General features: G+C 66.3%; 10 protein-coding genes and 1 pseudogene. 6 read left to right on the plus strand and 5 right to left on the minus strand.

Annotated features, from left to right (window positions below; all coding sequences use genetic code 11):
- Positions 1-1,059, minus strand: a complete 1,059-nt coding sequence (locus ACY65G_RS29890) for an AI-2E family transporter (protein ID WP_465000915.1) — start codon at positions 1,057-1,059, stop codon at positions 1-3.
- A 255-nt stretch (positions 1,060-1,314) separates the two neighbouring features.
- On the opposite strand from ACY65G_RS29890, the gene ACY65G_RS29895 reads away from it, so the two are divergent.
- The 6 genes from ACY65G_RS29895 to ACY65G_RS29920 all read left to right on the plus strand — a co-directional run bounded on the left by ACY65G_RS29895 (position 1,315) and on the right by ACY65G_RS29920 (position 8,936).
- Positions 1,315-2,604 carry a paraquat-inducible protein A gene (locus ACY65G_RS29895; protein ID WP_465000916.1) on the plus strand — a complete coding sequence of 430 codons (1,290 nt, stop codon included), beginning with the start codon at positions 1,315-1,317 and terminating at the stop codon, positions 2,602-2,604.
- A complete protein-coding gene (locus ACY65G_RS29900; protein WP_465000917.1) occupies positions 2,597-4,213 on the plus strand; it encodes a PqiB family protein in 1,617 nt (538 codons plus the stop codon). Before ACY65G_RS29895 ends, ACY65G_RS29900 begins: the two co-directional genes overlap by 8 nt.
- Complete coding sequence (locus ACY65G_RS29905; protein ID WP_465000918.1) at positions 4,210-4,830, plus strand: PqiC family protein; 621 nt, start codon at positions 4,210-4,212, stop codon at positions 4,828-4,830. Before ACY65G_RS29900 ends, ACY65G_RS29905 begins: the two co-directional genes overlap by 4 nt.
- A 240-nt stretch (positions 4,831-5,070) precedes the next feature.
- Complete coding sequence (locus ACY65G_RS29910) at positions 5,071-5,616, plus strand: 2Fe-2S iron-sulfur cluster-binding protein (RefSeq protein WP_465000919.1); 546 nt, start codon at positions 5,071-5,073, stop codon at positions 5,614-5,616.
- Positions 5,613-6,599 carry an FAD binding domain-containing protein gene (locus ACY65G_RS29915; RefSeq protein ID WP_465000920.1) on the plus strand — a complete coding sequence of 329 codons (987 nt, stop codon included), beginning with the start codon at positions 5,613-5,615 and terminating at the stop codon, positions 6,597-6,599. Before ACY65G_RS29910 ends, ACY65G_RS29915 begins: the two co-directional genes overlap by 4 nt.
- A 9-nt stretch (positions 6,600-6,608) precedes the next feature.
- Positions 6,609-8,936: a xanthine dehydrogenase family protein molybdopterin-binding subunit gene (locus ACY65G_RS29920; protein WP_465000921.1), complete on the plus strand. Its 2,328-nt coding sequence runs from the start codon at positions 6,609-6,611 to the stop codon at positions 8,934-8,936.
- A gap of 17 nt (positions 8,937-8,953) precedes the next feature.
- On the opposite strand, the gene ACY65G_RS29925 is transcribed toward ACY65G_RS29920, so the two are convergent.
- The 4 genes and pseudogenes from ACY65G_RS29925 to ACY65G_RS29940 form a co-directional block, all read right to left on the minus strand.
- Positions 8,954-9,721: a histidine kinase dimerization/phospho-acceptor domain-containing protein gene (locus tag ACY65G_RS29925; RefSeq protein ID WP_465000922.1), complete on the minus strand. Its 768-nt coding sequence runs from the start codon at positions 9,719-9,721 to the stop codon at positions 8,954-8,956.
- A 4-nt stretch (positions 9,722-9,725) separates the two neighbouring features.
- Positions 9,726-10,529, minus strand: a complete 804-nt coding sequence (locus ACY65G_RS29930; RefSeq protein ID WP_465000925.1) for an alpha/beta fold hydrolase — start codon at positions 10,527-10,529, stop codon at positions 9,726-9,728.
- 649 nt (positions 10,530-11,178) lie between these two features.
- Positions 11,179-11,838: a hypothetical protein gene (locus ACY65G_RS29935; RefSeq protein WP_465000923.1), complete on the minus strand. Its 660-nt coding sequence runs from the start codon at positions 11,836-11,838 to the stop codon at positions 11,179-11,181.
- Between the two features lie 339 nt (positions 11,839-12,177).
- Positions 12,178-13,355: pseudogene (locus ACY65G_RS29940) on the minus strand (IS3 family transposase).
- Positions 13,356-13,418 lie beyond the last annotated feature (63 nt).

The following is a 13,418-nucleotide window of genomic DNA, read 5'->3' on the forward strand; positions in this document are numbered from 1 at the left end:
TTACTCGCCGTGGAATTCGTCCGCGTTGGCGAACAGGTCCCAAGAAGCGATGAACAGCGCGGCGATCACCGGCCCGATCACGAAGCCGTTCAGGCCGAACAGCGCCATGCCGCCGATCGTGGACAGCAGCACGATATAGTCGGGCAGCTTCGTGTCCTTGCCCACCAGCAGGGGGCGCAGCAGGTTGTCGACGAGGCCGATGACGACCACGCCGAACACGGTCAGCACCACGCCTTCCCAGATCGCACCGGTGATCAGGAAATAGGCGGCCACGGGGGCCCAGATGATTGCCGCGCCCACCGCCGGCAGCAGCGACAGGAAGGCCATGACCACCGCCCACAGCAGCGGGCCGGGCACGTCGAGGAACCAGAAGATGGCGCCACCGAGCGCGCCCTGCGCCATCGCCACCAGCACATTGCCCTTCACGGTGGCGCGGATCACGGTGGTGAAATTGTCGAACAACGGTTTCTTGTAGCGCGATGCCAGGGGGACGGCGCGCTTGACGCGGGCCGCCAGCGTGCGCCCGTCGCGGAACAGGAAGAACAGCAGATACAGCATGACGGTGGTGCTGACGAGGAAATCGAACGCCTTGCCGCCGAAGTTGATCGCATAGCGTGCCGCCGACTGGCTGATCTGCGCGGCGGCCGCCGTGAGCTTGGCCTGCAGCGACGCGATGTTGGTCAGCTCGAATCGCTCCAGCAGCGACAGCGCCCAGCCGGGCATCGCCCCGATCACCTGCTGGAACATCCTGCCGAAATCGATCTGGCCCGATTCGATCATGCCGTACACGCCGGAGGCCTGCTCGACAAGCGACGCGCCGATCATCGCCAGCGGCATGATGACCATCAGCAGGATCAGCAGCAGCGCCAGGAGCGCCGCCGAATTGGGGCGGTTGCCGAGCGCGTTCAGCAGGTGCGAGTACAGCGGCGCGAACACGATCGCGAACACGATCCCCCAGAACACGGCGCCGAAGAACGGCAGCAGGATCCAGACGAAGGCCAGCGTGACGATGGCGAGGAGCAGCAGGAACGAGGATTGCGGCAGGGTGTAGCGTTTCATGGTTTTTGTTGTTGAGAGTAGTGGTAGCAACGTGGCCTCATCATAGCCGAACGGACAACGTTATTTGCGCCTGCGCCTGCGCGTTGTGTGCGCTGCGTGGCACTTGTACGCCAATCGCACGCCAATCGTGCGCATCGGCTGGGGCACAACTGGTCATAATGACAAGATGCGCCATTCTGCCATCCTCCTGGAACCGATGCAGCCGGCCGATCGTTCGCGGGCCGGCTCGCCGGCCGTCGCCGCAGGGGCGTGGCGATGACGGAAGGCGAACCGGTCGCCTGCCACGACTGCGGCACGCTGCACCGCTGGCGGCCATTGGCCGACGGCCAGCGTGCCCGCTGCACCCGCTGCGACAACGTGCTGTATCGCGGCTATGCCACGGGCCCCGCGCCCACCCCGGCGTCGATGGTGGCCGTCACGCTGGGCGCCTTGCTGGTTTACCTGATCGCGCAGTGCTTTCCCATCGTCGAGCTGGAAATGAACGGGCTCACGTCCGGCGCCACGCTGCTGCAGGCGATCGGCGTGCTGTGGAACGAGCGCATGCAGGTAATCGCGGCGATGGTGTTCTTTTTCGCGGTGGCGTTTCCCGCGCTGGAGCTGGGCGCGTTGCTGTACGTATCGGCGGGGCTGCTGCGCGGGCGCCGCGTGCCGGGTTTCCACCTGCTGCTGCGGGTGGTGCAGGGCGCGCGCCACTGGGCGATGACGGAAGTGCTGATGATCGGCATCCTCGTCACCGCGATCAAGATGACGAGCCTGGCGCGGGTGATTCCCCATCCGGGCCTGTTCGCGTTCGGCGCGCTGACGATCCTGTGCGCGGTCGCGCTGCGCTATGAGCCGCGGGCGTTGTGGGCGCTGGGCGACAGAGTCGCTCCGGCGAGGCGAAAGGACGAGGAAACGGCGAGCGTGGACACCGCATCGGCACCGCCGGTCGCGTGCCATGCCTGCGGACTGCTCAACGACTGCGCGTGCGAAGGCCGCCACTGCCGGCGCTGCGGCGCGGTGCTGCACCGCCGGATCCCGAACAGCATCACGTGGACGTGGGCGCTGCTGGCCGCGGCCGCGCTGCTCTATGTGCCGGCCAATATCCTGCCCGTGATGTACACGGAATCGATCGGCGGCACCGGCGGCGATACGATCATGAGTGGCGTGGTGCTGTTCTGGGAGACAGGCTCCCCCGGGCTGGCCATCGTGATCTTCGTGGCCAGCGTGCTGGTGCCGGTATCGAAGCTGGTGGCGCTGGCGCTGCTGGCCGGCACGGCGCAGTGGGGTTCGCGCTGGGCGCCGGCCGGCCGCACCCGCATCTATCGCATGGTGGAATTCATCGGCCGCTGGTCGATGCTCGATATCTTTGTCGTCACGCTGACCGTGGCGCTGGTGCGTTTTCAAACGCTGGCCGTGATCACCGCCGGCCCGGGGGCGCTGGCCTTCGGCTGCGTGGTGATCCTGACGATGATCGCCTCGGCGCAGTTCGACCCGCGGCTGATCTGGGACCCTCTCGACAGCAAGGAACAGCGCGTCGAACATAACGGAGAAATGCATGCCTGAGCAAGACCTGCCGCCACCCGCCGTCGACCGGCCCAGCCGCTGGCTGCCGTCGCTGATCTGGCTGATTCCCGTGCTGGCTGCCATCATCGGCGCCACCCAGGTGGTGAACTGGATGACCAGTCGCGGGCCGACGGTCGTCGTCAGCTTCGCCACCGGCGAAGGGCTGGAGGCCGGCAAGACCAGGGTGAAATACAAGGATGTCGACATCGGCGAAGTCGTCACCGTCACGCTCGGCGAGGATGGCAACCGCGTCGATGCAAAGATCCAGATGGCGCGCGAGGCGAAACGCTTCGCGGCCGAGGACACGCGCTTCTGGGTGGTGCGGCCGCAGATCGGCGCCAGCGGCGTTTCCGGGCTGGGCACGCTGCTGTCCGGGCCCTATATCGGCGCGGCGCCCGGCAGCAAGGAAGCCACCGCCAGCCGGTTCACCGGACTCGACACGCCGCCCGCCGTGCCGCCCGGGCTGAGGGGGCGTGAATTCCGGCTCCATGCCGACAGCCTCGGTTCCGTGGGCATCGGCTCGCCCGTGTATTACCGCCGCCTGCGCGTGGGGCAGGTGGCATCGTTCGAACTGGACAGGAATGGCGACGGCATCGACATGTCCGTCTTCATCGAAGAGCGCTACGTGGGCTTCGTGGGCACGGACACGCGCTGGTGGCACGCCAGCGGCGTGGACCTGCGGCTCGACGCGGCCGGCTTCAAGCTGAACACGCAGTCGCTGGCGGCGCTGGCCACCGGCGGCATCGCCTTCGAATCCGGTAACGGAAGAAAACCCCCGGCGGCGGCGCCGGCGGGCAGCCGCTTCATCCTGGCCGAGGACCGGTCGGCGGCATTGCGCGCGCCGGACGGCCCGGCCGTGGCGGCCGTGCTGTACTTCGACCAGTCGCTGCGCGGCCTCGTGCCGGGCGCACCGGTCGATTTCCGCGGCATCGTGCTGGGCGAGGTGCGCGCCGTGGGAGTGGAGTTCGACCGCGCACGCAGGGCCTTCCGCATGCCGGTGACGATCGATCTGTATCCCGGCCGGCTGGGCAAGCGCTTCCTCGACGCCTATTCGGGCGACATGCAGGCCGGCCACGACACGATGGCGCGCATGATCGGCCGCGGCCTGCGCGGCCAGCTGCGCACGGGCAGCCTGCTCACGAACCAGCTGTACATTGCGCTGGACTTCTTCCCGAACGCGCCGAAGGCGTCGCTCGTGGTGGAGCCGGACCGGCTCGTGCTGCCTACCGTGCCCGGCTCGCTGGACGAACTGCAAAGCCAGTTGCTGAGCATCGCCCGCAAGCTCGACAAGGTGCCGTTCGACGATATCGGCGCCAACCTGAACCGCACACTGGTGCAGGCCGACGTGATGCTCCAGCGCGCCACGTCCACATTGGAACGGCTCGACGGCGAAGTGCTGCCGGAGGTGAACGACACGCTGGCCTCGGCCCGCAAGACATTCGCCAGCGCGGAAAGCCTGCTGGCGCAGGATGCGCCGCTGCAGTCCGACCTGCGCCGCACCTTGCAGGAAGTGACGCGCACGATGCAGTCGGTCGAGGCGCTGGCCGATTATCTCGAACGCCATCCGGAATCGCTGATCCGCGGCAAACCACAGGAAAAGAAAAAATGACGCGCTTGTTCGTTCCCGGCTCGTTCGCTCCCGCCCTGGCGCTGGCCGCCTTGTCGGCCGGTTGCGCCTCGCCCCCGTCCGACCATTTCTACACGCTCGCCGGCGCGCCCGCGCCGATATCCGCACCTGCGCCTGCCGGCGGCACGGTCCCGGTATACATTGAAATGCTGGCCGTGAACATTCCGGCCTCGGTGAACCGGGACCAGCTCGTCGTCGGCACGGGGGAAGGGCGGGTCGACGTGCTCGACCAGCACCGCTGGGCCGGGCCGCTTGCCGACGAAATCGGCGCCGCGCTGTCGCTGGGCGTCACCGGGCGGCTCGGCGCCATCGATGTCTACCGCACGCCGGCACCGGAAGGGGCGGCGGTGTACCGGATCAGCACCAACGTGCAGCGTTTCGACTCCGTGCCGGGGTCTTACGCACTGGTCGATGCCGTGTGGAGCGTGCGGCTGGTGGGCAGCGCCACCGTGCTCACGTGCCGCAGCGTGCTGCGCGAGGATGCCGGCGCGGGCAACGAGGCGGTCGTTGCCGCGCATCGGGCGGCGCTGGGCAAGCTGGCCGATGCCATCGCCGGGGCTGTGCGGGACCGGCAGGCAGGCAAGGCCACGAGCTGCTGAGGCGCTGGCGTGGCTGGTGTCAGACACTTTTTTCGGACGAATTTCCCGAAAAAGGTGCCTGACACCGGTTGTCCCCCAACGCTCCGATAGCGCACGCGGACACCAGGCAAGCGACGGCCGACGCGAACACGCCCAACGCGGCGCCGCAAACGTTTTCGCGCGATTACACTCGGTAGCTGTCCATCGATGACCGGCAGTCGCACACCGGTCGTTCCCACCGCCAGCCGAAAGGAATCGCCGATGCCACCCGTCCACGCAGTCTCCTCCCTCGCTCTGCCCACCATCACCGTCAACGGCGCCCAGGTACCGGTACCGGACGACCCGCGCGTCTCGCTGCTCGACCTGCTGCGCGAACACCTGCACCTGACCGGCACCAAGAAGGGCTGCGACCAGGGTGCTTGCGGTGCCTGCACCGTGCTGGTGGACGGTGAACGCCGCATCCTCTCGTGCCTCGCGCTGGCCGTGCAATACGCAGGCAGGTCCATCACGTCCGTCGAAGGCCTGGCCGCCGACGGCGCGCTGCACCCGCTGCAGCAGGCGTTCATCGACCATGACGGGTTCCAGTGCGGCTACTGCACGCCCGGCCAGCTGTGTTCCGCGCTGGGCATGGCGGCCGAACTGAAACGGGGCGTGCCCAGCTACGTGACGGCCGACCTGTCGGCGGACATCGTCGAGTTTTCCCACGACGAGGTGCGCGAACGGATGAGCGGCAACCTGTGCCGCTGCGGCGCCTACAACGGCATCGTCGATGCGGTGACGGAACTGCACCGGAAGGAGCCGCGATGACACCCTTTGCATTTGCCCGCGCGGTGGATGCCGCCGATGCCGTGATCCGGGGCGGCACGCCCGGCACGAAATACCTGGGCGGCGGCACCAACCTCGTCGACCTGATGCGCGAAACGGTCGAGCATCCGGCCATGCTGGTCGACGTGACCGGCCTTGCCGACGCGATCGACGAACGGGCCGACGGCAGCCTGCTGATCGGCGCCGCGGCCACCAACACGGCGGTGGCCGAGCACCGCGCCGTGCGCACCCGCTTCCCACTGCTCACCCGCGCCATCACGGCAGGCGCCTCGGCACAGATCCGCAACATGGCGACCGTGGGCGGCAACCTGCTGCAGCGCACCCGCTGCGGCTATTTCTACGACAACGAAGGGTCGCGCTGCAACAAGCGCGAGCCGGGGCAGGGCTGCGACGCCATCGACGGCTTCAACCGCATGCATGCGATCCTGGGCGCATCGGCGCACTGCGTGGCCACGCATCCCTCCGATATGTGCGTGGCCCTGGCCGCGCTGGATGCTGTCGTGCACCTGCAGGGCACGGCGGGTGCACGCACCGTGCCCCTAGTGGACTTCCACCTGCTGCCGGAAGACCACCCCGAGCGGGAAACGGCGCTTCGACCCGGCGAACTGGTGACCGCCATCGAAGTGCCCGCACTGGCTTTCGGTGCGAGGTCGGGCTACCGCAAGGTGCGCGACCGGGCCAGCTATGCGTTCGCGCTGGTCTCCGTGGCCGCCGCACTCGACGTGCACGATGGCGTGGTGCGCGATGTGCGGCTGGCGCTGGGCGGCGTGGCCCACAGGCCATGGCGCGCATCGACGGCCGAGCGACTGCTGAAGGGCCGCCCCGCCACCGAAGCGCTGTTCGATGCCGCCGCGGCGGCGGAACTGGCCGATGCGCGGCCGCTGCGCGACAACGCCCTCAAGATCGACCTGGCACGCCGCGCCATCGTGGCCGTGTTGAATGGTCTCGTCGATACCCGATCGTAAGGAGCTGCGATGAGCATTCTTCAGAAAGCGGTGCAGGCGATGATGCAGAAGGCGGTCGAGCTGGCGCCCGATGCGCTGATCCCCGGCGGCATGCCCGATCCGCTGGTCCTCGAGCGGCATGCACTGATCGGCGCGCCCGTGCCGCGTGTCGATGGCGCCTTGAAGGTGCGCGGCGCGGCGCCGTTCGCGGCCGAATTCGCGCTGGACGGCATGGTGTACGCGTCGCTCGTGCACAGCACGATCCCGCGGGGCCGGATCGCCGCGCTCGATACGGCGGCGGCCGAGGCGGCGCCAGGCGTGGTCCTCGTGATGACGCACCGGAACGCACCGCGCATGAAGCCGGTGCCCATGATTTTCACCAAGCCGAAAGCCGCGCACGGCGACGACCTGCCCGTGTTCCAGGACGATGCGGTGCACTGGAATGGCCAGCCGGTGGCCGTGGTGCTCGCTGAATCGCAGGAGCAGGCGGACCATGCGAAGTCGCTGGTCCGGGTCACGTATCACGCCGAACCGGCGGCAACGTCGGTGGCGGCCGCGAAGGCGCGGGGCCTCGAACCCACCGCATTCATGGGCGAACCGCAGAACGTGGAGATCGGCGATGCGGAAGCGGCGCTGGCGGCGTCGCCGCAGCGCGTGGACGCCGTCTACCGCACGCCGCTGCTGAACCACAACGCCATCGAGCTGCACGGCGTCACGGTGGCGTGGCAGGGCGACGAACTGCGCATCCACGACGCTTCGCAGGCTGTCACCCACACCGCATGGTCGCTGGCGCAGGCATTCGGGCTCGACGAAAAGCAGGTGCACGTCACGTCGCCGTTCGTGGGCGGCGGCTTCGGCGGCAAGCTGCTGTGGCAGCACCACGTGCTGGCCGCGGCGGCGTCGAAACTCGCGAAAAGGCCGGTGCGCCTGGCGCTGCCGCGCGCAGGCGTGTATCGCGTGGTGGGCGGCCGCACGCTGACCGAGCAGCGCGTTGCCATCGGTGCCGACGAACAGGGCCGCTTCACGGCCCTCGTCCAGACAGGCATGGTGGCGATGTCGCCGCATAACGACATGGCCGAGCCGTTCATCATGCCGGCCAGGTCGCTTTACGCGGCCGGCAGTTTCCGGCTCGACGTGCAGGCGGTGCGCATGGACATGCTGGCCAATACGTTCATGCGCGCGCCGGGCGAATCGGTGGGATCCTTCGCACTCGAGTGCGCGATCGACGAGCTGGCCGGCAGCATGGGTATCGATCCCATCGAACTGCGCCGCCGCAACGAGCCGGACAAGGATCCCACGACGGGCGCGCCGTTCTCGTCGCGCCACCTGGTCGAAGCGTACCGGATGGGCGCGGAACGCTTCGGCTGGGAGGCACGGCACGCACAACCGCGCATGCGGCGCGAAGGCGAATGGTTCGTCGGCATGGGCTGCGCCACCGCCACGTATCCGTATTACCGCATGGCCGGCGGCGCGGCGCGCATCACGCTGACCCGCGAAGCCCGTGTGCACGTGGAAGTGGCCGCGCACGAGATGGGCATGGGCACGGCCACGGTGCAGGCGCAGCTCGTGGCGGCCCGGCTCGGCGTGCCGCTGGCGAACGTGACGGTGTCTTGCGGCGACTCGGCGTTCCCCGGCACGATCCTGGCCGGCGGCTCGCAGCAGACGGCGTCGATCGGCAGCGCCGTGATCGCCGCGCTGCGCGCACTGTTCACCGACCTGCTGCGCCTGGGCGGCCACGGCACGCCCCTGGACGGCCTGCATTTCGACGAGGTGCGCGGGTACGATCAGGACAATGCGAGCGGCTTGTGCAAGGCGGGCGACCCGGTGCGCCGCGCCAGCTATGCCGAGCTGCTGGCCCGCGCGGGGCGCGACGCGCTGGAGGTCGAAGGGCAGGCACCACCGCCGCTGGAAAGCCGGCACTGGTCGATGCACTCGACCGGCGCGGTCTTCTGCGAAGCGCGCGTGAATGCCGTGACCGGGGAGACACGCGTGACGCGGCTGCTGGGTTCCTTCGATTGCGGCCGCATCCTCAACGCCAGGACGGCGGCCAGCCAGTTCCGTGGCGGCATGATCATGGGCGTGGGCATGGCGCTGATGGAGGAGACGCTGCTCGACGAACGCAATGGCCGCGTGATGAACCCGAGCCTGTGGGATTACCACGTGCCGGCGCACCTGGACGTGCCGGTCATCGACGTGATGTGGACCGACATTCGCGATCCGCATGCGCCGGCCGGGGCGCGCGGCATCGGCGAGATCGGCATCACGGGCACAGCCGCCGCGGTGGTCAATGCCATCCATAACGCTTGCGGCACCAGGGTGCGCGACCTGCCCGTCACGCTCGACAAACTGCAGGGTTGACGAGGCAGGGCGGCCGGTCAGCGCGGTGGCCCCTCGCCCGGCGCGGCGCGTGCATCCGCTTCCGGTGGCCGTTGCCCGCCCAGCTGTTCGTGTGCACTCGCCACGTTGTCGATCATGTGCACCAGGCGCTCCAGCTGGCGATCCAGCAGCACCACCACGCGCGCCGCTGCGTGATCGGCCGGCAGCGTGACTCTCAGCAGGTCGAGCCCGTTGCGCATCGGCGCCAGCGGATTGCGCAGGTCGTGGCAGAGCGTCTGCAGGAATTCGGTATTGCGTTCCTCGGCGGCCGTCAGTTCGCCGATCGCCATGCGCAGCCTCTCCGTGATGTCGTCCCGGGCGGCTTGCGCGGCCAGCGCTTCGGCGCGCACGCGCTGCATTTCCCGTTCGAAGACCCGCCTCTCGGTCGAGGCATGGATCGCCACTTCATCGTGCATGCCGGCGGGGAAGTGGTGCCGGGCAATGGCGAGCATGGCAGGCACGCGCGTCCCGTCGCGGCGCACCAGGTCGAGCTGCACGTCGCTGACCGCGTTCTGCAACTGCAGCAGGGGCTGGCAATGCGACTGGTACAGCACGCCGCCGCCGATGCTGAGCAGGTCTTGCAGGCGCATGCCGCCGGTGAGCTCGTGGTGCGGGTAGCCCAGCCAGGCCACGCTGGCGGCGTTCGCCTGCACGATCGTACCGTCCAGGTTCGTCAGCAGCAGGGCGCAGGGTGCGTGGTCGAACAGGTCCGCCTGCATGGGCAGCGGTGCCGGAGGGGGGGAAGGGGGCTCGTATCTCAGCGGCATGGTGTCATCCGGTCACGTGCCGGAGAAAGGGGCCGATCGCCGCGGCGCAGGCCCGCGGCGCACTCATGTGGGGACAGTGGCCGATATTGTCGATCAGGCGCAGTTCGCTGCCCTGCAGCGCCCGGTGCGTGAACTCGCCGACGGCGCGCGGCGCGATCACGTCGTCGGTGCACTGCAGGATGAGGGCTGGTGTCGCCGACCTGGGCAGGTCCGGCCGGTGATCGGAAAGAAACGTCACGCGGGCGAAATGCGCCGCGATCGCCGGGTCGGCGCGGCAGAAGCTGTCCGCCAGCTCGCCGCCGAGTTCCGGCCGCGCCGGCGCGCCCATGATGACGGGCGCCATCGCACGGGCCCAGCCCACATAGTTGTCCGCCAGCGTCTGCAGCAGGTCTTCGATATCCGCCAGCGAGAAGCCGCCCCGGTAGTCGGCGTCGTTCAGGTAGCAGGGCGACGGGCAGACCATCACCTGCGCCGCGAAGCGCCCCGGTTGCCGGATCGTGGCCAGCAGCCCGACCATCGCGGCCACCGAGTGGCCCACGAAGACGACCGGACCGATGGCGAATTCCTCGGCGATCTCCAGCACATCGTCCGCATAGCCATGCAGCGTGCCATACCTGGCGCGGTCGTAGGCACCCCAGTCCGACGCGCCGCTGCCGACCGCATCGAAGGCAACGATCCGATAGCGGTCTTCGAACACGGGCACGAGGTAGCGCCACATCGACTGGTCGCAGCCGAAGCCATGCGCGAACAGCAGCGTTGCCGGACCGCTGCCCCACGCCTTCACGTTGTTGCGTTGCCGGACGTTCATTGCCATGTCACCTCCGCCAAAAGCAGAACCTGCCAAATGGACATCGAAGACTACAAGGCAAGTGTAGCAGGCCAGCGCACCAATGTGGCGGCACCAGCATTTGCCGCCGAGGCCCGCCTGTCTGGTGGCTCGTGAGCAGATCGGGATCGGCGCCGCCGTGTGCCGGTGGCCTGGATACGCCAAGAGCGCCTGACAAAACCTGGCTGAGATAGCCCCCTGGATCGCAGGACACGGTCCATGCGCTATAGCTTTCCAAGGCATAAAGGCAAGACCGGTTGTATGAGGCATCGTGGTTTGAAGAGAAGCGCCTGATCGATATCGGGCCGCCAGGCAGCATGGCAGAGTGCCAACCTGGAAGAGTCACGAACTGTCACGATCGTCAGCTGCCGCCCCATAGCGGTCATTCATGCGAGCGCCAGTTAACTGGACGTCCGATGCGAACGCCAGCAACCTGATCTAAGCGTGCGACCTTACTGCGACCCGAAAGCGTCCGTCGCACGATCACGCTTGTCCTGGTCGGCGCTATTTAGTGCATGGGCGAGCAAACGGTCCTTTAGAGCCTTGGGAAGTTTGCTTCTGTCCATCGGCCTGCGCTGCTGGAAGCCCCAACCGGCGAACAGTCGAGCGGCGCCTTCCAGTTGTGCCTTGCTCAGTTCGGGGTGTCCAAGGCGCCAATGAGGTCTTCGGTGGAATACTGCAACAGGAGTTTTTCCGGAACTTCTTCGTAGGACGGAAAACCTGACCACGGTCCGGCGCCGGAGCCGAACCAGCCCAACAGTACCCGCAACCGTTCTTTGACTTGCGGCTGGTCTTCTGCCAATGCGCTCGCCATGCGTGCGAATACGTGCTCGCCAACTCCAATCACGTCCTCGCCACCTCCGGGGAGGTTTTCTACGTCAATGTGGCGCACGGAGTGAGGCGTCGCCTGGCGCCATCGCCGATAATCATCCTCGCTTTGTTTGGCCCGCGCCACTTCGGCGTCCTCATCGTATGACTTCGAGATTGGCAATTTTGCCGCAGCTAGAAGTGCGTTCATTGGCTTGGAAGATCCGGCAATGCCAAGCGTCGCGATTTCTTTCCCGTCACGATAAATCGCCATCTGGTGACAGGCATAGCACAGCAAAAACTCGAATCGGTGTCCGCGCGATGTAACGCGCAGAGCCTGGCGGGGATCAAAACACAAAGCGATTCCGTCATTCGAGCGACTAACCGCCGCCTCTACTTCTTCGGCTGCCGCCTTATAGGCTACGCCGTTAATGTGTTTTACCCAGGATCTGAAAACGATACAGGGCAGTGCTAGGGCTTTCACGTGGCGATGCAGGCTCAAGAGAGTAAAGAACGGCACTGCGAGACTCACGCAGTGCTTGGGCCGCATCGATGGGAATGGTGTTGACGGTGGGTGCTGCCGCAGCCAGTACGACGAGAATTGAAGCAAACATGGCTTGGTATCGGATTCAATGGAAGTTAATCTTGCGATGAGTAAGAAATCTCATACTCGATGCGAAAACGGTCAATATGCTGAGCCTGAACTTTGTGTCCAAGGCAAGGAAAAGCCGTCTCAACGTCCGGCTTTGGCCGAACTCGGCCGGTCGCCAAAGGAAAGCAGGTTGCCGAACTCGAAAAGTCACTGACTGTCACGATGTAGTGGTCAAGTAATCCCGGACACGACGATAAGTTCTTTCTCTGCCATTTTGCGTTCGTAGACGCTGGGCGGCAGATTGCCCAATACAGAATTCAGGCGCTCGCTGTTATAAAAGCCGGCAATGTAATCAGCCACGTCAAGCTTGGCCTCTGCATGGTTCGCGTAATTGCGCTGCCAGACGCGCTCCATCTTCAGGTTCAGGAAAAATCGTTCAGCAACCGCGTTATCCCAGCAATTGCCCTTACGGCTCATGCTGCAGACGAAGCTATGTGCACTCAGCAGGGTCTGGTACTGCTCACTCGCATATTGGCTGCCGCGGTCTGAATGAACGATTAATCCCTAAACTGGCCGGCGTGCCTGGATCGCCATGCGTAAGGCATCGCAGACCAAGGTAGCCGGCATGCTCGGCGCCATCGCCCAGCCCACGACTCTGCGCGAGAATAGGTCGAGCACGATAGCCAAGTACAGCCAGCCGGCGCCAGTGCGGATATACGTGATATCGGACACATAAGCCAGATTCGGCGCTGGCGGGTTGAACTGCCTGGCAAGCACGTTCGGCGCAATCGGCAAGGCATGCTTGCTATCGGTCGTGTGCACGAACTTGCGCTTCCAGACTGGCTTCAGGCTGGCTTCTTGCATCAGCCGGCGTACCTTGTAACGCCCGATCTGCAGGCCGCTATTTGCCAGCGCCGTAACCAGGCGGCGGCTGCCGTAACTTTGACCGCTGCCCATGAACGCGGCACGCAGATGCACGCTCGCTTGGCAAAAGATCGGTGCAACGGCGCGGCGCTTGGCTTCATAAAATCCGGCCCGGCTCACGCCCAGTAGACGGCATGTTTGTGCAACAGGTACGGCCTTCGTTTGCAGCTCGTCGACGAGCCGGTAGCTCACTTGAGCTCGCGGGCAAAGAAGGCCGATGCCTTTTTTAAAACGTCTACATCGCTACGAAGCTGACGGTTTTCCTGCTCCAGCTGACGAATACGCTGCTGCTCAGCCGTCAATGGCTTGCCGATACCTGGCTGGCCATTTTGCTCGGCACCGTATTGCTCCATCCACCGACGGATCGAACTCACGCCAATGTCCATCGTCTGGCTGACGTGCGAAATGCTAAGGCCTTGTTCTGTGATCATTCGGACGACCTCCAGCTTGAAGCTGGGATCGAAATTGCGGCGCTGCCTGATCATGTAAACTCCTTCGAAGGTGAATTATCCACCTATCGAGGTGTCCGGGGACATTAGACCACTACA

The sequence above is a fragment of the Pseudoduganella sp. jia 12 genome (assembly GCF_055502675.1).

Excerpts from the sequence above, each read along its gene's own strand:
- ACY65G_RS29905 (WP_465000918.1), top strand. The coding sequence starts at position 4,210 with ATGACGCGCTTGTTCGTTCCCGGCTCGTTCGCTCCCGCCCTGGCGCTG.
- ACY65G_RS29920 (WP_465000921.1), top strand. The coding sequence starts at position 6,609 with ATGAGCATTCTTCAGAAAGCGGTGCAGGCGATGATGCAGAAGGCGGTC.
- ACY65G_RS29915 (WP_465000920.1), top strand. The coding sequence starts at position 5,613 with ATGACACCCTTTGCATTTGCCCGCGCGGTGGATGCCGCCGATGCCGTG.
- ACY65G_RS29900 (WP_465000917.1), top strand. The coding sequence starts at position 2,597 with ATGCCTGAGCAAGACCTGCCGCCACCCGCCGTCGACCGGCCCAGCCGC.
- ACY65G_RS29910 (WP_465000919.1), top strand. The coding sequence starts at position 5,071 with ATGCCACCCGTCCACGCAGTCTCCTCCCTCGCTCTGCCCACCATCACC.
- ACY65G_RS29930 (WP_465000925.1), bottom strand. The coding sequence starts at position 10,529 with ATGAACGTCCGGCAACGCAACAACGTGAAGGCGTGGGGCAGCGGTCCG.
- ACY65G_RS29925 (WP_465000922.1), bottom strand. The coding sequence starts at position 9,721 with ATGCCGCTGAGATACGAGCCCCCTTCCCCCCCTCCGGCACCGCTGCCC.
- ACY65G_RS29895 (WP_465000916.1), top strand. The coding sequence starts at position 1,315 with ATGACGGAAGGCGAACCGGTCGCCTGCCACGACTGCGGCACGCTGCAC.
- ACY65G_RS29890 (WP_465000915.1), bottom strand. The coding sequence starts at position 1,059 with ATGAAACGCTACACCCTGCCGCAATCCTCGTTCCTGCTGCTCCTCGCC.